This is a genomic window from Stenotrophomonas sp. STEN013 (assembly GCF_056760355.1).
In genome coordinates this window covers 145,783-167,857 of sequence record NZ_JBRREO010000001.1, presented here as the reverse complement: position 1 = coordinate 167,857, position 22,075 = coordinate 145,783, and the positions used below count along the sequence as shown (strand labels likewise).

The 22,075-nt window shown below is 64.1% G+C and carries 20 protein-coding genes and 1 tRNA gene; 16 read left to right on the top strand and 5 right to left on the bottom strand.

What is annotated here, in order from left to right:
- Positions 1 to 33 precede the first annotated feature (33 nt).
- Positions 34 to 816 carry an enoyl-CoA hydratase/isomerase family protein gene (locus ACVOMH_RS00750; protein ID WP_481550724.1) on the bottom strand — a complete coding sequence of 261 codons (783 nt, stop codon included), beginning with the start codon at positions 814 to 816 and terminating at the stop codon, positions 34 to 36.
- Positions 817 to 853: 37 nt separating this feature from the next.
- Here ACVOMH_RS00750 and ACVOMH_RS00745 point away from each other — a divergent pair, with 37 nt between their 5' ends.
- The gene (locus tag ACVOMH_RS00745; RefSeq protein WP_054657105.1) at positions 854 to 1,306 is read left to right on the top strand and encodes a copper chaperone PCu(A)C; all 453 of its coding nucleotides are present in this window, start codon (positions 854 to 856) and stop codon (positions 1,304 to 1,306) included.
- Between the two features lie 143 nt (positions 1,307 to 1,449).
- Here the strand turns inward: ACVOMH_RS00745 and ACVOMH_RS00740 are convergent, their stop codons facing one another.
- The gene (locus ACVOMH_RS00740) at positions 1,450 to 1,857 is read right to left on the bottom strand and encodes an acyl-CoA thioesterase (RefSeq protein ID WP_054657103.1); all 408 of its coding nucleotides are present in this window, start codon (positions 1,855 to 1,857) and stop codon (positions 1,450 to 1,452) included.
- The gene (gene uvrA / locus ACVOMH_RS00735; protein WP_057506384.1) at positions 1,857 to 4,817 is read right to left on the bottom strand and encodes an excinuclease ABC subunit UvrA; all 2,961 of its coding nucleotides are present in this window, start codon (positions 4,815 to 4,817) and stop codon (positions 1,857 to 1,859) included. The genes ACVOMH_RS00740 and uvrA overlap by 1 nt, the downstream gene beginning before the upstream one ends.
- Positions 4,818 to 5,090: 273 nt before the next feature.
- Between uvrA and rplU the strand changes: the two genes are divergently transcribed.
- The 3 genes from rplU (at position 5,091) to obgE (ending at position 6,919) form a co-directional block, all read left to right on the top strand.
- Positions 5,091 to 5,399, top strand: coding sequence for a 50S ribosomal protein L21 (rplU, locus tag ACVOMH_RS00730; RefSeq protein ID WP_054657101.1), 309 nt, complete (start codon positions 5,091 to 5,093; stop codon positions 5,397 to 5,399).
- Positions 5,400 to 5,418: 19 nt separating this feature from the next.
- On the top strand, positions 5,419 to 5,679 hold the full coding sequence (gene rpmA, locus ACVOMH_RS00725) for a 50S ribosomal protein L27 (protein WP_054657099.1): 261 nt from the start codon (positions 5,419 to 5,421) through the stop codon (positions 5,677 to 5,679).
- 184 nt (positions 5,680 to 5,863) lie between these two features.
- Entirely contained in the window at positions 5,864 to 6,919 is a 1,056-nt protein-coding gene (gene obgE, locus ACVOMH_RS00720; RefSeq protein WP_481550723.1) for a GTPase ObgE, read from the top strand.
- A 277-nt stretch (positions 6,920 to 7,196) separates the two neighbouring features.
- On the opposite strand, the gene rpsT is transcribed toward obgE, so the two are convergent.
- The gene (rpsT, locus tag ACVOMH_RS00715) at positions 7,197 to 7,466 is read right to left on the bottom strand and encodes a 30S ribosomal protein S20 (protein WP_005408560.1); all 270 of its coding nucleotides are present in this window, start codon (positions 7,464 to 7,466) and stop codon (positions 7,197 to 7,199) included.
- Positions 7,467 to 7,566: 100 nt separating this feature from the next.
- On the opposite strand from rpsT, the gene murJ reads away from it, so the two are divergent.
- The 12 genes from murJ (at position 7,567) to radA (ending at position 21,183) form a co-directional block, all read left to right on the top strand.
- Positions 7,567 to 9,195 carry a murein biosynthesis integral membrane protein MurJ gene (murJ, locus tag ACVOMH_RS00710; protein ID WP_481550722.1) on the top strand — a complete coding sequence of 543 codons (1,629 nt, stop codon included), beginning with the start codon at positions 7,567 to 7,569 and terminating at the stop codon, positions 9,193 to 9,195.
- Between the two features lie 79 nt (positions 9,196 to 9,274).
- The gene (locus ACVOMH_RS00705; RefSeq protein ID WP_481550721.1) at positions 9,275 to 10,222 is read left to right on the top strand and encodes a bifunctional riboflavin kinase/FAD synthetase; all 948 of its coding nucleotides are present in this window, start codon (positions 9,275 to 9,277) and stop codon (positions 10,220 to 10,222) included.
- Positions 10,219 to 13,050 (top strand): isoleucine--tRNA ligase, encoded by a 2,832-nt coding sequence (gene ileS, locus ACVOMH_RS00700; protein WP_481550720.1) that lies wholly within the window; start codon positions 10,219 to 10,221, stop codon positions 13,048 to 13,050. The genes ACVOMH_RS00705 and ileS overlap by 4 nt, the downstream gene beginning before the upstream one ends.
- Positions 13,050 to 13,556 (top strand): signal peptidase II, encoded by a 507-nt coding sequence (gene lspA, locus ACVOMH_RS00695; protein WP_481550719.1) that lies wholly within the window; start codon positions 13,050 to 13,052, stop codon positions 13,554 to 13,556. The genes ileS and lspA overlap by 1 nt, the downstream gene beginning before the upstream one ends.
- Positions 13,557 to 13,607: 51 nt before the next feature.
- Positions 13,608 to 14,558, top strand: coding sequence for a 4-hydroxy-3-methylbut-2-enyl diphosphate reductase (gene ispH, locus ACVOMH_RS00690; RefSeq protein WP_481550718.1), 951 nt, complete (start codon positions 13,608 to 13,610; stop codon positions 14,556 to 14,558).
- 36 nt (positions 14,559 to 14,594) lie between these two features.
- Positions 14,595 to 14,670: transfer RNA gene (locus tag ACVOMH_RS00685), tRNA-Thr, on the top strand.
- A gap of 277 nt (positions 14,671 to 14,947) precedes the next feature.
- Positions 14,948 to 16,009 carry a ubiquinol oxidase subunit II gene (gene cyoA / locus ACVOMH_RS00680; RefSeq protein ID WP_481550717.1) on the top strand — a complete coding sequence of 354 codons (1,062 nt, stop codon included), beginning with the start codon at positions 14,948 to 14,950 and terminating at the stop codon, positions 16,007 to 16,009.
- Positions 16,010 to 16,011: 2 nt separating this feature from the next.
- The gene (cyoB, locus tag ACVOMH_RS00675; protein ID WP_481550716.1) at positions 16,012 to 18,009 is read left to right on the top strand and encodes a cytochrome o ubiquinol oxidase subunit I; all 1,998 of its coding nucleotides are present in this window, start codon (positions 16,012 to 16,014) and stop codon (positions 18,007 to 18,009) included.
- A complete protein-coding gene (cyoC, locus tag ACVOMH_RS00670) occupies positions 18,006 to 18,638 on the top strand; it encodes a cytochrome o ubiquinol oxidase subunit III (RefSeq protein WP_054657083.1) in 633 nt (210 codons plus the stop codon). The genes cyoB and cyoC overlap by 4 nt, the downstream gene beginning before the upstream one ends.
- Entirely contained in the window at positions 18,638 to 18,979 is a 342-nt protein-coding gene (gene cyoD / locus ACVOMH_RS00665; protein ID WP_054657081.1) for a cytochrome o ubiquinol oxidase subunit IV, read from the top strand. The genes cyoC and cyoD overlap by 1 nt, the downstream gene beginning before the upstream one ends.
- Positions 18,980 to 19,142: 163 nt before the next feature.
- Positions 19,143 to 19,757, top strand: coding sequence for a lysoplasmalogenase (locus ACVOMH_RS00660; RefSeq protein WP_481550715.1), 615 nt, complete (start codon positions 19,143 to 19,145; stop codon positions 19,755 to 19,757).
- 31 nt (positions 19,758 to 19,788) lie between these two features.
- Positions 19,789 to 21,183 (top strand): DNA repair protein RadA, encoded by a 1,395-nt coding sequence (radA, locus tag ACVOMH_RS00655; protein WP_054657078.1) that lies wholly within the window; start codon positions 19,789 to 19,791, stop codon positions 21,181 to 21,183.
- A gap of 15 nt (positions 21,184 to 21,198) precedes the next feature.
- Here the strand turns inward: radA and ACVOMH_RS00650 are convergent, their stop codons facing one another.
- Entirely contained in the window at positions 21,199 to 21,990 is a 792-nt protein-coding gene (locus ACVOMH_RS00650; protein ID WP_481550714.1) for a cytochrome C assembly family protein, read from the bottom strand.
- Between the last annotated feature and the right edge of the window lie 85 nt (positions 21,991 to 22,075).

The window sequence follows — 22,075 nt, the reverse complement described above, 5'->3', positions numbered from 1 at the left end:
TATAGCGGTCGCCGGCTGCCCGCCGGTCCGCGGTCAGCGCTTGCCCAGCCGCGCCACCAGCGCCTGCAGCGCGGTCTGCGCATCGGCCGAATACCAGGCCTCGACGAAGCGCTCGAGCTGGATGTGTTCGGCCTGCATCGCCTCGTGCAGGTCGGCGCGGGCGATGGCCCGGGTCTGCAGCATCGGCTGGTGCGGCAGCGCCAGCTGCGTCTGCAGCCAGCCGATGGCGCGGGCCACGACCTGTGTGGCGTCATCGGCCAGTTCATCGACCAGGCCGATCTCCAGTGCCCGCTCGGCGCTTACCAGCTCACCGCCGGCCAGCAGCACGCCGGCGCGGTGGGCGCCGACCACGCGCCGCAGCAGGCGCTGGATGCCTTCCGGCGCGACCAGTCCCACCTGTACCTCGTTCAGGCCGATCACATAGGGCTTGGCCGGATCGGCGCTTCGCGCCATCACCCGGTAGTCGCAGCACAGCGCCAGCACGCAGCCGCCGGCAGGGGAGTGGCCGGTCAATGCCGCCACCACCGGGATGCGGCTTTCGGCGATCACCCGGGCGGCGCCGAAGAAGGCCTGCCAGCTGTCCAGCAGCTTGTGCCGGTCATTGCCGTGGCCGAGCAGGTGGGGCACATCCATGCCGCCGGTGAAGATACGCTCGCTACCGGACAGCACGATGCCCTGCACATCGTCGGCCATCGCCTGGTTCAGTGCGGCGATCAGGGCGCGGCACAGCTCGGTATCCAGCGCGTTGACCGGCGGTCGCGCCAGGCGCAGTTCGCGGATCGGGCCATGGTTGATCACTTCGATGAGCGTGGTCATGCTGCGGCTTCTCGTACGGCAGGGAGTTGTGGTTTCGATGATAACCAAACCATTCGTGTGCGTACTGTTGGCCGTGTGTGCGTCCAGTGCCGCCGCACAAACCCCGGCGCCGGCCTGCGTGACCATCAGCGGTGGCTGGGTGCGTCTACCGCCGGGTACGATGCCGATGGCCGCCGGTTATGCCCGCATCCGCAACGACTGCAGCGCTGAGGTGGTGGTGGTGGGCGCGGACAGTCGCGTGTTTGCCGAAGTGTCATTGCACGAAACCACGCGGGTGGACGGGGTCAGCCGGATGCGAGAGATCACGCGCCTGCCGGTGCCGGCCGGCAGGGGGGTCGAACTGGAGCCCGGCGGCCTGCACCTGATGCTGATGCGACCGGAGTTGGCGCTGACCGAAGGGGGGCAACTGCCGCTGCGGTTGCGTCTGGCCGATGGCAGCACGGTGGAGGGCCGTTTGCAGGTCAGGCGGCAGGCGCCGCCGCGGCCGTAACGACCGGGCGGTGCCAGTCGTGGGAGTCGGCGTGGAAGGGGCTCATGATGCGGTGCTCCGCAGGACCGCTTATCGGGTATCCGAACTGCATGAAAAAGCCGCCCGGCGGGCGGCTTTTGCGGTGTGCGGGTGTGGGGGAGGCGTCAGCTCGAGGCGTTGCGGATGGCCTCGGGCAGTGGCGCGCTCCTGCCGGTCTGCGTGTCCATCCACACCACCACCACGTTGCCGTCAGAGTACAGCTTGCTGCTGTCCTGCTGATCGATGATGCGGTGGCCGATGGTCACGCTGCTGGTGCCCAGCCGCTCGACGAACAGCTCCACGACGATGTCGTTGGGCCAGACGATGGGCAGGCGGTAGTTGATATTGGTGTTGGCCACCACCGGGGCGATGCGGTCGGTCATCGAGACGCCTTCCACGCCCTGCATCCAGCGCACACGCGCTTCTTCCAGATAAGACACATATTTGGCGTTGTTGACGTGGCCCATCGCGTCCATGTCGCGCCAGCGCACGCTGATCGGCACGCGGGCCAGCTGTTTGGGTTCAGTGCTCATCAGTCCGTCTTCTTCTTGCTGGGGGTTGCTGCTTTCCTGGTTGCGGTCTTCTTGACCGGCTTTTCCTTGCGCGGTGGGCGCGCATCGGGCTTGTTGGCCACGGCGGCCGGTTGTTCGGGACGCGCACAGGTGGAGGGCAGCATCCGCGCCAGGAACTGGCCGGTGTAGGAATCCGGGTACGCGGCCACGTCTTCCGGCGTACCGGTGACCAGGATGGTGCCGCCGCGGTGGCCGCCTTCCGGGCCCAGATCGACGATCCAGTCGGCGGTCTTGATCACGTCCAGGTTGTGCTCGATCACCACCACCGTGTTGCCCTCGTCGCGCAGCTTGTGCAGCACGCCCAGCAGCGCTTCGATGTCGTGGAAGTGCAGGCCGGTGGTCGGCTCATCGAGGATGTACAGGGTGCGGCCGGTATCGCGGCGCGACAGCTCCTTGGACAGCTTCACGCGCTGCGCCTCACCGCCGGACAGCGTGGTCGCGCTCTGGCCCAGCTTGATATAGCTCAGGCCCACGTCCACCAGCGTTTCCAGCTTGCGGGCGATCGACGGCACCGGCTCGAACAGCTTCAGCGCATCCTCGACGGTCATTTCCAGCACGTCGTTGATGTTGTAGCCCTTGTAGAGGATCTCCAGCGTCTCGCGGTTGTAGCGCTTGCCATGGCAGACATCGCACGGCACGTACACATCCGGCAGGAAATGCATCTCGACCTTGATCAGGCCATCCCCCTGGCAGGCCTCGCAGCGGCCACCGCGCACGTTGAAGCTGAAGCGGCCCGGCGAATAGCCGCGCGCACGCGCTTCGGGCACCTGCGCGTAGAGCTCGCGCAGCGGCGTGAACAGGCCGGTGTAGGTGGCCGGGTTCGAGCGCGGGGTACGGCCGATCGGCGACTGGTTGATGTCCACCACCTTGTCGAACAGGTCCAGGCCCTCGACCTCCCGGAACGGGGCGACCGGATGCGAGGCGCCATTGATCTCGTTGGCGGCCAGCGAGAACAGGGTGTCGTTGATCAGGGTCGATTTGCCCGAGCCGGACACGCCGGTGACGCAGGTCAGCAGGCCGGAGGGAATATCCAGGTCGACATCTTTGAGGTTGTTGCCGGTGGCGCCGCGCAGGTGCAGCGTCATCTTCGGATTGGGCGTGTGCCGGCGCGCGGGAATCTCGATGGCGCGCTTGCCCGACAGGTACTGGCCGGTCAACGAGCGCGGCGCATCGAGGATGTCCTGCAGCGTGCCCTGGCCGACGATCTCGCCGCCATGCACGCCCGCGCCTGGGCCAATGTCCAGCACGTAGTCGGCCAGGCGGATCGCATCCTCGTCGTGTTCGACCACGATCACCGTGTTGCCCAGATCGCGCAGGCGGGTGAGGGTGCCCAGCAGGCGCTCGTTGTCGCGCTGGTGCAGGCCGATGGACGGCTCGTCGAGCACGTACATCACGCCCACCAGGCCGGCGCCGATCTGCGAGGCCAGCCGGATGCGCTGGGCCTCGCCGCCGGACAGGGTGTCGGCCTTGCGTTCCAGGGTCAGGTAATCCAGCCCGACATCGACCAGGAAGCCGAGTCGCTCGCCGATCTCCTTGACGATCTTGGTGGCGATCTCGCCGCGCCAGCCGGGCAGGCTCAGTTCGCTGAAGAAGCGTTTGGCCTCGTCGATCGGCAGCACCGCGATTTCCGGCAGTGGCCGGTCGGCGACGAACACGTTGCGCGCGGCTTTGTTCAGGCGCGCGCCCTGGCACTCCGGGCAGGCCCGTTCGCTGATGTACTTGGCCAGTTCCTCGCGCACCGCCGGCGATTCGGTTTCCTTGTAGCGGCGTTCGAGGTTGGGGATGATGCCCTCGAAGCGGTGCTTGCGCTGGCTGCGGCCGCCGGCCTCGGTGAAGTAGGTGAACGTGATGCTGTCCTCGCCACTGCCGTACAGCACCGCCTTGCGCACATGCTCGGGCAGGGACTGCCAAGGGGCGTCCACGTCGAAATCGTAGTGCTTGGCCAGCGAGGCGATCAGCTGGAAGTAGTAGGCGTTGCGCCGGTCCCAGCCGCGCACCGCGCCGGCTGACAGTGACAGTTCCGGATGTACGACCACGCGCGCCGGATCGAAGAACTCGGCCATACCCAGACCGTCGCAGCCCGGGCAGGCCCCGACCGGCGAGTTGAACGAGAACAGGCGCGGTTCCAGTTCCGGCAACGCGTAGTCGCAGACCGGGCAGCTGTACTTGGAGGAGAACAGCTGCGGTTCGGCATCGGCCGCCTCCAGGCTTTGCACCGAAGCCATGCCATCGCCCAGTTTGAGCGCGGTCTCGAAACTTTCGGCCAGCCGTTGCTTGATGTCCTCGCGCGGGCGGAAGCGGTCGATCACCGCCTCGATGGTGTGCTTCTGGCGCAGACCCAGTGGCGGAACTTCGTCGATCTCATACAGCTCGCCGTCGACCCGGACACGCACAAAGCCCTGTGCGCGCAGCTGGTCGAACACCTGCACATGCTCGCCCTTGCGCTCGCGGATCACCGGTGCCAGCAGCATGTAGCGCTGTTCCGGATCCAGTGTCAGCACCTGGTCCACCATCTGGCTCACCGTCTGCGCCTCCAGCGGGTAGCCGTGGTCCGGGCAGCGCGGGCTGCCGACGCGGGCGTACAGCAGGCGCAGATAGTCGTAGATCTCGGTGATGGTGCCCACGGTCGAGCGCGGGTTGTGCGAGGTGGACTTCTGCTCGATCGAGATCGCTGGCGACAGGCCCTCGATGTGGTCCAGATCCGGCTTCTCCATCACGCTCAGGAACTGCCGCGCATAGGCCGACAGCGACTCGACGTAGCGGCGCTGGCCTTCTGCGTAGATCGTGTCGAACGCCAGCGAGGACTTGCCCGAGCCGGACAGGCCGGTGATCACGATCAGCTTGTCGCGGGGCAGGTCGAGGTCGATGTTCTTGAGATTGTGCGTCCGCGCACCGCGGATGCGGATGAAATCCATCGCCATGGGAAATCCGATTTGGACTGCTGCCGGCGGGGCCGGTAACAGGAGGTGTGGGGGCGTCGCTGACGGCAGCCAGTCAGCCTAGCGAGCTTGTGATTTGGGGGCAATTGCCGGATTCCCCAGAGCAGGCAGGCCGGCATCCGGCGCTGTTCAGGCGATGGACAGTCAGAGCGGGCGGCGACTTGACCCGAACCTGTTGCGGCCAGTAAAATCCCGCTCCTGTCCGCCCTCGATGGCGGGCACGGCGACCACAATAACTACAGAGGAAGTCTGGTCATGTACGCAGTTCTGGTAACTGGCGGTAAGCAGTACCGCGTCGCGCAGGGTGAAACCCTCCGCGTCGAAAAGCTCGAAGTCGAAGCCGGCAGCGAGATCAAGTTTGACAACATCCTGATGCTCGGCGATGCCGATGGCATCAAGCTGGGTGATGCGCTGAAGGGTGCTTCGGTAACCGCCAAGGTCGTGTCCCACGGCCGCGCCGACAAGGTCCGGATCATCAAGTTCCGTCGCCGCAAGCACCACATGAAGCGTCAGGGTCACCGTCAGTACTACACCGAAATCGAAATCACCGGCATCGCCGGCTAATTGCTAAGGAGAATTCGTCATGGCACATAAAAAAGGCGTAGGTTCCTCGCGCAACGGTCGCGATTCCAACCCGAAGTATCTGGGCGTCAAGATCTTCGGTGGCCAGGCCATCGAGGCCGGCAACATCATCGTGCGTCAGCGCGGCACCCAGTTCCATCCGGGTACCGGCGTCGGCCTGGGTCGCGATCACACGCTGTTTGCGCTGGTCGATGGCAAGGTTGAGTTCTCGGTGAAGGGTGCCAACAAGCGCCGTACCGTCAGCATCGTCGCGGAAGCTTAATTTCGCAGGTGCAAGCGCCCATACTCCGGTGTGGGCAGCTGACGAAAGCCCCGCTTAGGCGGGGTTTTTCGTTGGCGGAAATCCGTTGTGAGGGCTTGCAGCCCTGTTTTCCCCGGGGTAGCCGGGATCGTTAGAATTTGCGGTCGGGCAATGTGCCTGCCGCCATCAGTAGGCAACCAGAATCATGAAACTTGTAGACGAAGCGGAGATCCAGGTCATCGCTGGCAACGGCGGTAACGGCTGCGTCGGCTTTCGCCGCGAGAAGTTCATTCCGCTGGGCGGCCCGGATGGCGGTGATGGCGGTGACGGCGGCAGCGTGTGGGTCCGCGCCGACGAGAACCTGAACACCCTGGTCGATTTCCGCCATGACCGCATCTTCAAGGCGCAGCGTGGCGAAAACGGCATGGGGCGCCAGATGTATGGCAAGGGTGGCGAGGATCTGACCATTACCGTGCCGGTGGGGACGGTGGTGATAAACGTCGATACCGATGAGGTGATCGGCGATCTGACCCGGCATGGTGATCGTCTGCTGGTGGCCAAGGGCGGCAAGGGTGGCCTGGGCAACATGCATTTCAAAAGTTCGACCAACCGCTCGCCGCGGCAGTCGCTGCCGGGCGAGGAGGGCGAGGAGCGCCTGCTCAAGCTGGAGCTGAAGCTGCTGGCCGACGTTGGTCTGCTCGGGTTCCCGAATGCCGGCAAGAGCACGTTGATCCGTGCGGTTTCGGCGGCGACACCGAAGGTGGCGGACTATCCTTTCACAACGCTGTACCCGAACCTGGGTGTGGTGAAGGTCGAAAATTACCGCAGCTTCGTGATCGCCGACATTCCGGGCCTGATCGAGGGTGCGGCCGATGGTGCGGGCCTGGGAGCGCAGTTCCTGCGTCACCTGCAGCGCACCCGCCTGTTGCTGCACCTTGTGGATATCTCGCCGATGGAGGGTGGCGTCGACGGGGTTTCGCCGGTCGAGCAGGTGCGTGCCATCGAGCGCGAGCTCGGCAAGCATGATCCGGAGTTGCTGCAGAAGCCGCGCTGGCTGGTGCTGAACAAGGCCGACCTGATGTTCGAAGATGAGGCGCAGGTCGCGGCCGAGCAGATTGTCAAAGAGCTGGGCTGGACCGGGCCGTGGTATCTGGTGTCGGCGCTGGGGCGTGAAGGCACCTGGCCGATCATGAAGGACATCATGGCGTTCTTCGACCAGCAGAAACTGCTGGAGGCCGAGGCGCGCGACGCGGCGCTGTAAATTGCCCGGGCGGCTGGATCCGGTTTCCCCGCTCTCATCACCTGTGAAAAACCCGGCTGCTGGCCGGGTTTTTCATGTGGCAATCCTGGGGTTGCCCGCCCGTGCGTGCGCAGCTGCTTGCAGCGTTTGGATGGCGTGTCCTGATCTGGTTGGCGCGCGCCATGGCGGGCCCGGCTTGGCTTTTGGCGTTGTGGTCGCGGATTTCAGGCAATAAAAAACCCGGCTTGGGCCGGGTTTTTCAAGCCGGAAGCCTTGCGGCTTCTGGTGGACTCGCTATTCAGGCAGCCTTGAGGGCCTTGATGCGGTCATTCAGGCGGCTCTTATGGCGGGCAGCCTTGTTCTTATGGATCAGGCCACGCGCGCTGAAGCGATCCAGAATCGGCTGGGCGACAGCGAAGGCGGCTTCGGCGCCGGCGGCATCGTTGGCGTCCAGCGCCTTGATCACTTTCTTGACAGCGGTGCGCAGCATCGAGCGCTGAGCCACGTTGCGCGCGTTGCGCACGACGGTCTGCTTGGCGCGCTTCTTGGCGGACTTGATATTGGCCACGGTGGTGGTTTCCTGAAAATCGGTGTGGTGGGAACAGCAAGCACGCAAGTATGATGATGGTCAGGGCGAACGTCAAGTCAGGTTGTCAAGGGGAAGTTTAGTGAGCGGCCGGTTGCTCAGATCCACTGCAGTTTTCAGTGCAATGACGTTTCTTTCGCGTATCAGTGGGCTGGTCCGCGACCAGATCTATGCGCAGGTTTTCGGGGCCGGCGCGGCGATGGATGCGTTCGTCGTCGCATTCAGGATTCCAAACTTCATGCGCCGGCTCTCCGCCGAGGGCTCCTTCTCGATGGCGTTTGTGCCGGTGCTGGCCGAGTACAAGGCCAAAGGCGATCACGCCGCCGTCAAAGCGCTGGTGGACCGGGTGGCGGGTGTGCTGGCTGCGGTTCTGCTGGTTGCGACAGCGCTGGCCGTCCTGCTGGCGCCTTGGGTGATGAGGGTTTTCGCGCCCGGGTTCGAGCCCGACAGCGACCAATTCCGGTTGGCCACGCTGATGCTGCAGATCACCTTTCCCTATGCCCTGTTCATTTCACTGGCATCGCTGGTGGGCGGGGTGCTGAACAGCTATCAAAGGTTTGCCATACCTGCGCTGTCCCCGATTCTGCTGAACATCTCGATGATCGCTGCGGCGCTGTGCCTGGTGCCGTATATGAAGGCCTGGGGCTATGAGCCGGTGCTGGCTTTGGCTTGGGGGGTATTCGTGGCGGGCATTCTGCAGTTGGCGTTCCAGCTGCCGTCGTTGGCGAAACTGGGGCTGCTGCCGCGGCCCAGGTTCGATCTGGCCCATGCGGGCGTGCGCAAGATCATGAGGCTGATGGTGCCGACACTGTTCGGCTCGTCGGTGGCGCAGGTGAACCTGCTGTTCAACACGCTGGCGGCATCGCTGTTGATGGGCGGCAGTGTGACCTGGCTGTATTACAGCGACCGGTTGCTGGAGTTCCCGTTGGGCATGTTTGGCGTGGCCATTGGCACGGTGATCCTGCCGCATCTGTCCAATCGCCATGTGGATGCTGATCCGGCGGGGTATTCCAAGGGGCTGGATTGGGGCTTCCGGCTGTGCCTGCTGATCGGCATACCGGCCTGTCTGGGGTTGGTGCTGTGCGCTCAGCCATTGCTGGCCACGCTGTTCCAGTACGGAGAGTTTTCCGAGCAGGACATGCGCATGAGCAGTCTGAGCCTGATGGCGCAATCGCTGGCGGTGCCGGCCTTCCTGCTGGTGAAGGTGCTGGCGCCGGCGTTCTATTCGCGGCAGGACACCCGCACCCCGGTCAAGGCGGCGCTGGCCTCGATCGCGATCAATGTCCTCAGTACCGTCTTCCTGTTCGCGATGATGCTCCGGTTCAGTCCGATGGGGCAGACGGCGTTGGCGGCGGCCGGGGGTGACTGGCTGGAGGCACTCAAGCGCGTGGAGGGCGCACACACCCTGCTTGCACTGGCCATTGCCGTGGCTGGCTGGGCCAATGCGTTGCAGCTGTGGTGGTATCTGCGCAGGGCGCGGGTGTACCAGCGGCAGCCGGGCTGGGGGCGCTTTCTACTGCAGCTGCTGGTCGCCAGTGTGCTGATGCTGGTGGCGGTGCTTGCGTTGCGGCTGCTTTGGGTCGACTGGACGCCGTGGGCATGGTGGGAGCGCGGCTGGCGCCTGGCGGTGCTGGTGGGCAGTGGTGGCGCGGTGTACGCCGCCGGCTTGCTGCTGATGGGCTACCGGCCCCGCGAGCTGCGTGGCCAGTAAGCCGACAGCGCGGCCCGCACCGTTATACTTCCGGGCTACACACGACAGAGCCGGCCCGTATGGGTCGGATCCGGATGGAATGAGCAGGCTTTTTAGAGACGTCGACGGCGGGGTGTTGTTCCCGCAGGGAAGCGTGGTCTGCATCGGTGCTTTCGACGGCCTGCACCTGGGCCACCGGGCGCTGGTGCGCCACGCAGTCGCCCGTGCCCGTGCGCTGGGAGTCCCGGTTGTGGCACTGGCCTTCGAGCCGCTGCCGCGCGAGTTCTTCGCCAAAGGCAACCCGCCGCCGCGGCTGATGCTGGCCCGGGACAAGGTCGGCGCGTTGCGCGGGCTGGGTGTGGACAGCATCGGCCTGCTGCGGTTCGACGCGAAGATGGCTGCGACCTCGGCCGAGGATTTCGTCCGCCAAGTACTGGTGCGGCGGTTGTGCGCACGCGAGGTCTGGATCGGCCCCAAATTCCACTTCGGCAACCGTCGTGGCGGCGATATCGCGCTGTTGCAGGCGATGGGCGCCGAGCTGGGCTTTGTCGCCGGTGAGATCGAGCCGGTTCACCTGAACGGCGAGCGCATTTCCAGCACCCGTATCCGTGAGCTGATCGTGGCTGGCGAGTTTGCCCATGCCGGCGACCTGCTGGGGCATCCATACGCCATCGGCGGCCGGGTCGTGCGCGGGAAGCAGCTCGGACGCACCCTGGGCTTTCCCACGGCCAATTTGCGTTTTCCGAAAACGCCCGCACTTTCTGGTATCTACGCCACCCGGGTGCACGGCGTGTTCGAGCAGCCCTGGCCGTCGGTGTCGAGCTTCGGCACGCGCCCGACCGTGCAGGGAGTGGAGCCGCTGCTGGAAGCCCATCTGTTCGATTTCCAGGGCGACCTGTACGGCCGCCATATCGAAGTGGAATTTGTCGCCAAGCTGCGCGATGAAGAGAAATTCAATGATCTGCCGGCGTTGACCGCGCAGATGCACCGCGACGCCGAACAGGCGCGTCGCATCCTTTCCGAACACAGATTGCGAGCCACCGCGTGAGCCAGGATTACAAAGCCACCCTCCATCTGCCGGCAACGGAATTTCCGATGCGTGGCGACCTGCCCAAGCGTGAGCCGGGCATCCTGGCGCGTTGGGAAGAGCAGGGCATTTACGCGCAGCTTCGCGAGAACGCGAAGGGCCGTCCGCTGTTCGTGCTGCACGACGGCCCGCCGTATGCCAATGGCCAGATCCACCTGGGCCATGCGGTCAACAAGATCCTCAAGGACATCATCGTCAAGTCGCGTTACCTCGACGGCTTTGATGCGCCCTACATCCCGGGCTGGGATTGCCATGGCCTGCCGATCGAGATCGCGGTGGAGAAGAAGTGGGGCAAGGTGGGCGTCAAGCTCGATGCCGAGCAGTTCCGCCAGAAGTGCCGCGAGTACGCCGAAGAGCAGATCAACCTGCAGCGCGCTGATTTCAAGCGCCTGGGCGTGATCGGCGATTGGGAAAACCCCTACAAGACGCTGAGCTTCGACTTCGAGGCCAATGAAATCCGTGCGCTGGCCAAGATCGTGGCCAACGGTCACCTGGTGCGCGGCGCCAAGCCGGTGCACTGGTGCTTCGACTGCGGCTCGGCCTTGGCCGAGGCGGAAATCGAATACCAGGACAAGACCTCCCCGGCCATCGACGTGGCCTATGCCGCGCGTGATTCCAAGGCGCTGGCGGCCAGTTTCGGTGTCGAGCTGCCGGCCGGTGTGGAAGTGGCCGTGCCGATCTGGACCACCACGCCGTGGACGCTGCCGGCTTCGCTGGCGGTGTCGCTGGGTGCGGATATCGAATATGTGCTGGTCGAAGGCCCGGCCCACAACGGCCAGCCGCGCTGGCTGGTGCTGGCCTCGGCGCTGGCCGAGCGTTCGCTGTCGCGCTATGGCGTGACCGACATGGTCGTGCATGGCCATGCCAAGGGCTCGGCGCTGGAGAACCAGCTGCTGGCGCACCCGTTCTACGCCAGCCGCGACCTGCCGCTGCTCAACGGCGAGCACGTCTCCGATGCCGACGGTACCGGTGCGGTGCATACCGCGCCCGGCCATGGTCAGGAAGACTTTGCGGTCAGCCAGCAGTACGGGCTGATGGACAAGTACAACGCCGGCCAGGTCAATCCGGTCGATGGCCGCGGCGTCTACCTGCCGTCGACGCCGCCGGCCGGTACGGTCGAACTGGCCGGCCAGCACCTGTGGAAGGCGCAGCCGCTGATCGTCGAGGTGCTGCGTGAGAGCGGCGCATTGCTTGCCTTCTTCGAAATCCAGCACAGCTATCCGCATTGCTGGCGTCACAAGACGCCGGTGGTGTTCCGCGCCACCCCGCAGTGGTTCATCTCGATGGACAAGGCCAACCTGCGCAATGACGCGATGGCGGCCATCGACAACGTCGGCTGGTTCCCGAGCTGGGGCAAGGCGCGTATCAGCAACATGGTCGACGGTCGCCCGGACTGGTGCATCAGCCGCCAGCGCACCTGGGGCGTGCCGATTGCCTTGTTCACCCACCGCGAAACCGGTGAGCCGCACCCGCGCAGCGTCGAGCTGATGCGGCAGGTGGCCGACCGTGTGGAGCGGGGCGGCATCGACGTCTGGTATTCGCTGGACGCCAGCGATCTGCTCGGCGATGAAGCGGCGCAGTACGAAAAGGTCACCGACATCCTCGATGTCTGGTTCGACTCCGGCGTCACCCATGAAGGCGTGCTGCTGGCACGTGGCTACGGCAAGCCGGCCGACCTGTACCTGGAGGGCTCGGACCAGCACCGCGGCTGGTTCCAGTCCTCGCTGCTGACCGGCGTGGCCATCGACAAGGCCGCGCCGTACAAGCAGTGCCTGACCCACGGCTTCACCGTGGACGAGCACGGCCGCAAGATGTCCAAGTCGCTGGGCAACGGCATCGAACCGCAGGAAATCATGCGCACCCTGGGCGCGGACATCCTGCGCCTGTGGATCGCCTCGGCCGATTACAGCAACGAAATGTCGCTGTCGCAGGAGATCCTCAAGCGCAACGCCGACGCCTACCGTCGTTTGCGTAACACCGCACGCTTCCTGCTTGGCAACCTGGATGGTTTCGACCCGGCCCAGCATCTGCTGCCGCTGCAGGACATGGTCGCTCTGGACCGCTGGATCGTGCACCGCGCGTTCGAGCTGCAGGAGAAGATCAAGGCGGCCTACGCCAACTACAACATGGCCGAGATCGTGCAGCTGCTGCTGAATTTCTGCAGCGTCGATCTGGGTTCGCTGTACCTGGATGTGACCAAGGATCGCCTGTACACGATGCAGGAAGATTCGCGCGGCCGTCGCTCGGCGCAGAGCGCGATGTTCCATATCGCCGAAGCGTTCGTGCGCTGGGTCGCACCGATCCTGACCTTCACCGCCGAAGAGCTGTGGGGCTATCTGCCGGGCAAGCGTGCCGGAAACGTGCTGTTCACTACCTGGTATGACGGCCTGGCCCCGTTGCCTGCCGACGCCGAGTTGACGGCGGCCGATTTCGACCAGCTGCTGGCCCTGCGCGAGCAGGTCTCCAAGGTGCTCGAGCCGATGCGCGCCAACGGCGCCATTGGTGCCGCGCTGGAGGCCGAAATCACCGTTGCCGCGGATGCGGAAACGGCGGCGCGCTGGCAGCCGCTGGCCGAGGAGCTGCGCTTCCTGCTGATCAGTGGTGATGTGCAGGTGCGCCCGGCAACCACCGACGAGGTGTTTGTCAGCGCGCAGCCGACCGACAAGGCCAAGTGCGTGCGCTGCTGGCACTACCGCGCTGATGTCGGCTCGGTTGAGGCACACCCGGAGCTGTGCGGCCGTTGCGTCACCAACATCGAGGGGGCCGGTGAAAACCGGCGCTGGTTCTGATGTCGGCTGCGCGTCCCAAGCCCGATGCGCTGATCTGGCTGCTGGTTTCGGCAGCCGTGATCGGTCTGGACCAGTGGAGCAAGGCGTGGGTGCTGTCCAGCCTCCCCGAATTCACTGCAGTGCCGGTGATTGACGGCTTCTGGAACTGGTACCGCACTTACAACACCGGCGCTGCGTTCAGCTTTCTCAGTGATGCGGGTGGCTGGCAGTTGTGGTTCTTCACCCTTCTGGCAGTGGCCATCAGTGGTCTGCTGGCGTTCTGGCTGTCGCGCACCCCGCGCGCGGCCTGGCACAGTGCGTTGCCGTACGCGCTGGTGATCGGCGGGGCCATTGGCAATGTCATCGATCGCCAGATCCACGGCCACGTGATCGACTTCATCCAGTGGTACGTCGGTAATCACTATTGGCCGTCGTTCAATATCGCCGACTCGGCCATCGTTGCTGGCGCCATCGGCATCGCCCTGTCGGGGCTGTTTGAAGGCAAGTCCGGCAAAAAAGCCGGATAATTCCTACCTGTTTCACCGAAACCGGCCGTTGCCGGCCGGAGTATCTGACTGATGGACGTTCTGCTCGCCAATCCCCGTGGTTTCTGTGCCGGTGTCGATCGCGCCATCGAGATCGTCAAGCGCGCGATCGAGACGCTGGGTGCGCCGATCTACGTGCGTCATGAGGTTGTGCACAACCGCTTCGTGGTGGATGACCTGAAGGCGCGCGGTGCCATCTTTGTCGAAGAGCTCGATGAGGTCCCGGACGACAATACGGTGATCTTCAGTGCGCATGGCGTCTCGCAGGCCGTGCGCACTGAAGCCGAGCGGCGGGGTTTGAAGGTGTTCGACGCCACTTGCCCGCTGGTGACCAAGGTGCATCTGGAAGTGGCGCGACATTGCCGCGCCGGTCGCGACGTGGTGCTGATCGGTCACGAGGGCCATCCGGAAGTCGAAGGCACGATGGGCCAATGGAACCGGGAAAAGGGCTCCGGCCACATCTATCTGGTGGAAAGTGTCGGGGATGTGGAGGCCTTGCAGGTCTCGCAGCCGGAAAACTTCGCCTACACCACCCAGACCACGTTGTCGGTGGATGACACCCGCGCCGTGATCGATGCCCTGCGCAAGCACTTCCCGGCGATCCAGGGGCCGAAAAACGACGACATCTGCTATGCCACGCAGAACCGCCAGGATGCGGTGCGCGAACTGGCTTCGCAGTGTGATCTGGTGCTGGTGGTGGGCTCGGTGAACAGCTCCAATTCCAATCGCCTCAGTGAGCTGGCCCGTCGTGAAGGCGTGGAGTCGTATCTGATCGATGGTGCCGAGGAGATCGACCCGCAGTGGGTTGCCGGCAAGCAGCGCATCGGCCTGACCGCGGGCGCCTCGGCGCCGCAGGTGCTGGTGGATGGGGTTATCGCCCGTCTGCGTGAATTGGGCGCAGCCAGCGTCCGCGAGCTCGATGGTGAGCCTGAATCGATGGTGTTCGCGTTGCCCAAGGAGCTGCGTCTGCGTTTGATCGATTGACCGGGCACATCACGTTCACTTAGAATTCGCGCCTTCGCCGGAATAGCTCAGTTGGTAGAGCGGCGCATTCGTAATGCGTAGGTCGTAGGTTCGATTCCTATTTCCGGCACCAGTAAACAAGAACGCCGACTGTCCGCAGTCGGCGTTCTTGTTTTTACGCGCCGCGCGCGTCTGGTGCGACAACATGTCGCATGCCGGAAATGGCGATTCTTGTGCGAAATCATTGTCAACGGCTTTCTTAAGCAGTGCGTGAAGGCCTAAAATTGCGGGGCTGAAATCTGGCAGTCCTGTGTACGTGTTCCCCCCGGCGGGCAATCCCCGGGTGGTCGTCCGCGCAAGTGCGCTAAGGGGTTGTCGGGCTGAGCACTCCCTCGCAATTGGATCGACCGATGATTCCGTTGAAAACTCTTGGACGCATGCTGCGTCCGGGCTTAATTGTCGCGATGACCGTCTTGATGACGGGCTGCGACTGGTCCTTGTTTGACCCCAAGGGTCATATCGCCCGTGAAGAACTCACGCTGCTGATCACCTGTACGGTGCTGATGCTGCTGGTGGTGATTCCGGTGATCATCATGACGCTGGTGTTTGCATGGAAGTACCGTGCCAGCAATACCAGTGCCCGTTATGAGCCGAAGTGGTCGCATTCCACCGCCATCGAAGTGGTGGTGTGGTCGATCCCGTGCATGATCGTGCTGGTACTGGCGGTGCTGACGTGGCGTTCTTCGCACGCGTTGGATCCGTACAAGCCGCTGGAATCGGACAAGAAGGCCATCACCATCGAGGCGGTTTCGCTCGACTGGAAGTGGCTGTTCATCTATCCGGAAGAAAACGTGGCTGTGGTCAACGAGCTGACCTTCCCGGTCGGTGCGCCGCTGAACTTCAAGCTGACCTCCGATACGGTGATGAATGCGTTCTTCATTCCGCACCTCGGCAGCATGGTGTACTCGATGGCGGGCATGGAAACCAAGCTGCATCTGATTGCCGATGAAGCCGGCTCGTTCGATGGCATGTCATCGCATTACAGCGGTGCGGGTTTCAACAAGATGCATTTCAAGGCCCATGCCGTTACCGACGAGCAGTACCAGCAATGGTTGGCCAAGGTCCGTGCCGAAGGTTCGGTGCTGGATCAGGCCTCGTTGACCGAGTTGGGTGCCCAGAAGAACCACGACTGGTTCCCGGTGACCTACTACGCCAGCACACAGGCGGGCCTGTTCGACGCGATGATCGCCCGGCACATGGGTGACAACCATCACTACGGTATGAAGCATGACCGTAGCGATGCCGCGGCAAATGGCGTGAGCCATGAAGGTCACGATGCCGGCGCTGCCGGGCATGCGGAGCACGAAGCGGCCGCGCCGGCTGCTGCCGGCGATACCGCACCGCAGGCTGAACACCACTCAGGCGAGCACGCTGCAGCCGGTCATGCCGGTCACAGCGGCTCGGGAGAATGACAATGTTGGGAAAACTCTCGTTTGAGGCGATTCCACACGACCCGATCATCATCACCACCTTGATCGGCGCCACGCTGGTCGGTCTGCTGGTGCTGGCGCTGATCACCAAGGCGAAGTTGTGGGGTTATCTGTGGAAGGAGTGGTTCACTTCGGTGGATCACAAGAAGATCGGCGCGATGTACCTCATCGTCGCTTTCGTCATGTTGCTGCGCGGTTTTGCCGACGCGATCATGATGCGCACGCAGCAGGCGATGGCTGCCGGCGGAAATGAAGGTTTCCTGCCGCCACATCACTACGACCAGATCTTCACCGCCCATGGCGTGATCATGATCTTCTTCGTGGCGATGCCGCTGATCACCGGCCTGATGAACCTGGTCGTGCCGCTGCAGATCGGTGCGCGCGACGTTGCGTTCCCGTTCCTGAACTCCCTCAGCTTCTGGCTGTTCATGGCAGGCACCGCCCTGATCATGATCTCGCTGGGCGTGGGTGAGTTTGCCGCGACCGGCTGGCTGGCGTTCCCGCCGTTGTCGGGGCTGGAGTACAGCCCGGGTGTGGGTGTGGACTACTACATCTGGGGTCTGCAGGTTGCCGGTCTGGGTACGACGCTGAGCGGCATCAACTTCCTGGTGACCATCCTGAAGATGCGTACCCCGGGCATGCCGCTGATGAAGATGCCGGTGTTCTCCTGGACCGCACTGGTCACCAACGTGCTGATCATCGCCGCGTTCCCGGTGCTGACCATCACCCTGGTGCTGCTGACCCTGGACCGCTACCTGGGCATGCACTTCTTCACCAACGATGCTGGCGGCAACGCCATGCTGTACATCAACCTGATCTGGATCTGGGGTCACCCGGAGGTCTACATCCTGGTGATGCCGGCGTTCGGTGTGTTCTCTGAAGTGATCGCCACCTTCTCGCGCAAGACCCTGTTCGGCTACAAGGGCATGGTCTACGCCACCGCGGCGATCGGCGTGCTGTCGTTCCTGGTGTGGCTGCACCACTTCTTCACCATGGGCTCGGGTGCCAACGTCAATGCCTTCTTCGGCATCACGACGATGATCATCTCGATCCCGACCGGCGTGAAGATCTTCAACTGGTTGTTCACGATGTACCGTGGCCGCGTGCACTTCACCTCGCCGGTGCTGTGGACGATCGGTTTCATGGTCACCTTCGTCATCGGCGGCATGACCGGCGTGATGCTGGCGATTCCGGCGATCGACTTCGTGCTGCACAACTCGCTGTTCCTGATCGCCCACTTCCACAACGTCATCATTGGCGGCGTGGTGTTCGGCATGTTTGCCGGTATCACCTACTGGTTCCCGAAGATGTTCGGCTTCAAGCTGGATGAGACCTGGGGCAAGCGTGCGTTCTGGTGCTGGTTCATCGGTTTCTATGTCGCCTTCATGCCGCTGTACGCACTGGGCTTCATGGGTGTCACGCGTCGTCTGCAGAGCTATCCGAACACCGACCACCAGCCGTTCTTCATCGTGGCCATGATCGGTGCGTTCATCATCGGCGCGGGCATCCTGTGCCAGTTCATCCAGATCGTCGTGTCGATCCGTGATCGCAAGAAGAACGTGGACCTGACCGGCGATCCGTGGGACGCCCGTACCCTGGAGTGGGAGACCACTTCTCCGGTGCAGTTCTACAACTTCGCTGTATTGCCGAAGGGTGAAGAGCTGGATGATTTCTGGGAACGCAAGCAGCGTGGCGAAGCCTGGCCGAAGCCGGCCAAGTACAGCGATATCCACATGCCGCGCAACACCGGCGCCGGTGTCGTGATCGGTGCCTTCAGCCTGGTGTTCGGTTTCGCGATGATCTGGCACATCTGGTGGCTGGCCATCGTTGGCCTGGTCGGCATGATCGCCAGCTTTATCGTCCGCACCTTCGACAAGGACGTGGATTACTGGGTGCCGGCGGCTGAAGTCGAACGTATCGAGAATGAGCACCGCAAGCACCTGATCGCTCAGGGGCTGGTGAAGACCGAGGTGAAGGCATGAGCACAAACGCCCACACGATGACCCACGGTTCGGCCGCAGACGCGGCTGGCCATGAGCACGAGCACCATCACGACGCAGGCGAAAGCACCGTTTTCGGCTTCTGGGTGTACCTGATGAGCGATCTGCTCATCTTCGCCACCCTGTTCGTGACCTATGTGGTTCTGGCCGGCGCGACCAATGGTGGCCCGGGTGCCAAGGAACTGTTCGACCTGAAGTTCGTGGCCGGTGAAACCGCGCTGCTGCTGGTGTCCTCGCTGACCTTCGGTCTGGGCATGATCGCCATGCACCAGAAGAAGATGGGCCAGATGTTCGGCTGGCTGGGCTTCACCTGGCTGCTGGGCGCCGGCTTCATGGCCATGGAAATCTGGGAGTTCAATCACCTGGTGCACCAGGGCTATGGCCCGGACCACAGTGCGTTCCTGTCGGCGTTCTTCGCACTGGTCGGCACCCACGGCTTGCACGTGACCGCCGGCCTGCTGTGGCTGCTGGTGATGTTCGTCCAGCTCAAGCAGAACGGCCTGACCGAGACCAACAAGACCCGCATGGCGTGCCTGAGCCTGTTCTGGCACTTCCTGGATCTGGTCTGGATCGGCGTGTTCTCTGTCGTCTATCTGTCGGGAGCCCTCTGATGTCCGCACATGACAATCACGACCATGCCGCCGGTGGCTCCAGCCACGGCAGCGTCAAGTCCTACCTGACCGGCTTCGTGCTGGCGGCAGCGCTGACCATCATCCCGTTCTGGGCGGTGATGAGTGGCGGCCTGTCCTCGACCTTTGCCACCGCCATGGTGATTCTGGTCGCCGGCGTGCTGCAGCTGCTGGTGCACCTGGTGTTCTTCCTGCACCTGGACCGCTCCTCGGCCGCACGCTGGAACGTCAATGCAGGTCTGTTTACCCTGGTGGTGATCGGCATCATTCTTGCCGGCACGATGTGGGTGATGTGGAACATGAATTACCACATGATGCACTGAGTGGGCTGACGCTCCTCGCCGACAAAGGCCGCCGCAAGGCGGCCTTTGTTTTTTCCGGCAGCGGGGCGATGCTGTGCGAAAAAAGGGGGGAGTGCGATGGGCGGACGCAAGGTGCTGACGGCAGGAATCGTGATCGCCGCCGCAGGCGCGATCCTGGGGGGGTATGGCCGGTGGTGCCTGGCTGCCGCTGCACTACGTAGGCAAGCCACTGGCGACACTGCTGATCCTGGGCGTGGCGGCCACCGCGGTCGATGCCGACAGACGGTATCGCCGGTGGATTGTGCTGGGGCTGGTGTTCTCGCTGATGGGCGATGTATGGCTGATGCTGCCCGGGGACTATTTCGTCGCCGGGCTGATCGCGTTCCTGCTGGCGCATCTGGCCTATATCAGCGCCTTCCTGCCGGGGTTGCATTGGCGCGCGGCGCTGCCGGCGGCGTTGTGCCTGGCTGCGTACGCGGTGGGGTATGTGTGGCTGCTGTGGCCCTATCTGCCCGCTGCGTTGCGACTGCCGGTGCTGGTTTACGTGGGGGTGCTGGCGTTGATGGCGATCGCGGCCCTGGGGCGGCGCCTGCAGCAGCCGGTGCGTGGTGCGTCGCGCGACTCGAGCGGTCGGGCGGCGCTGGGGGGAGTGCTGTTCATCGCCAGTGATTCGGTACTGGCCTGGGACCGCTTCACCGGTGGCGTGCCGCTGGCCCTGTTGCTGGTCCTGTCCACTTACTACCTGGCGCAATGGTGCATTGCCTGTTCGGTCTCAGCCAGCGCGAATCGCCCGCGCTAAAGTAGCCGGCCATCCCTTCACGGAACCGGCAATGGCCAAGACCCAGAGCAAGGCCCGCACGGCGTATGTCTGCGGCGAATGTGGCGCGGAGTACAGCAAGTGGCAGGGCCAGTGCACCGAGTGCGGCGTCTGGAACGTGCTCAGCGAGATCGTGCTGGAAAGTGCGGCGGCGGCGAAATCGCCAGCCTCGCGCCGCAGTGGCTGGGCCGGCAAGGTCGAGGCGCCGAAGATCACCGCGCTGAAGGATGTCCAGCAGACCGATCATCTGCGTGTGTCCACCGGTATCGGCGAGTTCGACCGGGTGCTGGGTGGCGGTCTGGTCGAAGGCGCGGTGGTGCTTGTGGGGGGAGATCCGGGTATCGGCAAATCCACGTTGCTGTTGCAGGCGGTGGCGAAGATGGCCGGCACGCTGCCGGTGCTCTATGTCACCGGCGAGGAGTCGCTGGCGCAGGTGGCCGGTCGCGCGGTACGTCTGGACCTGCCGCTGGAAGGCGTCAATGCACTGGCTGAAACCGGCGTCGAGCACATCCTGCAGCACGCCGCCAGCGCACGCCCGAAGTTGATCGTGGCCGACTCGGTGCAGACCCTGTGGACCGAGACGGTGACCGCCGCGCCCGGTTCGGTCAGCCAGGTGCGCGAGAGCGCCGCCCGTCTGGTGCGCTTCGCCAAGGAGACCGGTACCGCCGTGTTTCTGGTCGGGCATGTGACCAAGGAAGGCGGCATCGCCGGGCCGCGCGTGCTGGAGCACATGGTCGATGCAGTGCTGTATTTCGAAGGTGAGAGCGGCAGCCGCTTTCGCGTGCTGCGCGCGTTCAAGAACCGCTTTGGTGCGGTCAACGAGCTCGGTGTATTCGCGATGGGGGAAAAGGGCCTGAAGGAAGTGCCCAATCCCTCGGCGATCTTTCTCTCCGGTGGCAGTACCCGGCAGCCGGGCAGCTGTGTGATGGTCACGCGCGAGGGCACCCGTCCCTTGCTGGTGGAGGTGCAGGCGCTGGTGGATTCCTCGCCGTTGTCCAATCCGCGCCGGGTAGCGGTAGGGCTGGAGCAGAACCGGCTGGCGATGCTGCTGGCGGTATTGCACCGGCATGGGGGCGTGCTGGTTGGTGACCAGGACGTGTTCGTCAATGTGGTCGGTGGCATCCGCGTGCAGGAAACCGCGGTGGACCTGCCGGTGCTGCTGGCGGTGCTGTCCTCGCTGCAGGACCGGCCGCTGGCCGACAAGACCATCGCCTTCGGCGAAGTCGGCCTGTCCGGGGAGATCCGGCCCGTGCCCAATGGCGAGGACCGGCTGCGCGAGGCGGCCACGCATGGTTTCAAGCGTGCCATCGTGCCCAAGGCCAATGCGCCCAAGGCCGGATCGGTCAAGGGCATGGAAGTGATCGCGGTGGAGCGCCTGTCGCAGGCACTGGAAGCGGCGGCGGAATGACGTCGCCGCAGTCGATCAGCCGCGTTTGAGCACCAGTTCGATGACGAATTGGCTGCCGAAGAAGGCCAGCAACAACAGCATCATCGCGCTCAGTGTCCAGTGCACGGCCTTGATGCCACGCCAGCCATAACGGCGCCGGCCGATCAGCAAGGTGCCGAACACGATCCACGACAGCACGCTGAGCACGGTCTTGTGCACCAGCTTCTGCGCCAACAGGTTGTCGACGAACAGCACGCCGGTGAGCAGGGTCAGGGTCAGCAGGCTGAAGCCTACGGTGATCGTGCGGAACAGCAGGGTTTCCAGGTCCGCCATCGGTGGCAGCGCGCGCAGCCAGGGGCGGAACTCGCGCTGCCGCAGTGCGCGTTCCTGCAGCCACAGCATCATCGCCAGCAGCGCGGCGATACTCAGCGTGGCATAGGACAGCAATGCCAACCACGCATGGGTGGCCAGCTGCCAGCCCAGCGCCTTGCTCGGTGCATGCCCGTAGCTGTGGTAGATGACCAGCAGGATCGCGGCCAACGGAAACGCCACCACGCCCAGTGCCGCCATGCGTCCGCGTGCGCCCACCAGAGTCGTCAGCAGCGCCATGCCCAGCCCGACCAGCGACAGTGCGGCGAAGAAGTGCATGTCCGGGCCGCCGACAGTGTTCAGCGCCACCAGCACGTGATAACCGCCGTGCAGGACTTCCGCGGCGACGGCCGGGACGAGCCAGCCGCGCGGTGGAGCGCTGGCGCCGGCTGTCAGTCCGCGGATCAGCAGGCCTGTAGCCAATAGGTAGAGCAGGGCGGCAATGAGAACGATTGTCATCGCAACAGTTTCGCATACGGGCCTGCCGCTGGCGATGCGAACCGGCGATCGCGGCGAGGGGTCGTTATACTTGCCCACTCTGTTT

Bases quoted from the DNA above. Each gene is read 5' to 3' on its own strand.
- ACVOMH_RS00750 (WP_481550724.1), bottom strand. From the start codon at position 816: ATGACCACGCTCATCGAAGTGATCAACCATGGCCCGATCCGCGAACTG.
- ACVOMH_RS00745 (WP_054657105.1), top strand. From the start codon at position 854: ATGATAACCAAACCATTCGTGTGCGTACTGTTGGCCGTGTGTGCGTCC.
- ACVOMH_RS00740 (WP_054657103.1), bottom strand. From the start codon at position 1,857: ATGAGCACTGAACCCAAACAGCTGGCCCGCGTGCCGATCAGCGTGCGC.
- uvrA (WP_057506384.1), bottom strand. From the start codon at position 4,817: ATGGCGATGGATTTCATCCGCATCCGCGGTGCGCGGACGCACAATCTC.
- rplU (WP_054657101.1), top strand. From the start codon at position 5,091: ATGTACGCAGTTCTGGTAACTGGCGGTAAGCAGTACCGCGTCGCGCAG.
- rpmA (WP_054657099.1), top strand. From the start codon at position 5,419: ATGGCACATAAAAAAGGCGTAGGTTCCTCGCGCAACGGTCGCGATTCC.
- obgE (WP_481550723.1), top strand. From the start codon at position 5,864: ATGAAACTTGTAGACGAAGCGGAGATCCAGGTCATCGCTGGCAACGGC.
- ACVOMH_RS00705 (WP_481550721.1), top strand. From the start codon at position 9,275: ATGAGCAGGCTTTTTAGAGACGTCGACGGCGGGGTGTTGTTCCCGCAG.
- lspA (WP_481550719.1), top strand. From the start codon at position 13,050: ATGTCGGCTGCGCGTCCCAAGCCCGATGCGCTGATCTGGCTGCTGGTT.
- ispH (WP_481550718.1), top strand. From the start codon at position 13,608: ATGGACGTTCTGCTCGCCAATCCCCGTGGTTTCTGTGCCGGTGTCGAT.
- cyoA (WP_481550717.1), top strand. From the start codon at position 14,948: ATGATTCCGTTGAAAACTCTTGGACGCATGCTGCGTCCGGGCTTAATT.
- cyoB (WP_481550716.1), top strand. From the start codon at position 16,012: ATGTTGGGAAAACTCTCGTTTGAGGCGATTCCACACGACCCGATCATC.
- cyoC (WP_054657083.1), top strand. From the start codon at position 18,006: ATGAGCACAAACGCCCACACGATGACCCACGGTTCGGCCGCAGACGCG.
- cyoD (WP_054657081.1), top strand. From the start codon at position 18,638: ATGTCCGCACATGACAATCACGACCATGCCGCCGGTGGCTCCAGCCAC.
- ACVOMH_RS00660 (WP_481550715.1), top strand. From the start codon at position 19,143: ATGGCCGGTGGTGCCTGGCTGCCGCTGCACTACGTAGGCAAGCCACTG.
- radA (WP_054657078.1), top strand. From the start codon at position 19,789: ATGGCCAAGACCCAGAGCAAGGCCCGCACGGCGTATGTCTGCGGCGAA.
- ACVOMH_RS00650 (WP_481550714.1), bottom strand. From the start codon at position 21,990: ATGACAATCGTTCTCATTGCCGCCCTGCTCTACCTATTGGCTACAGGC.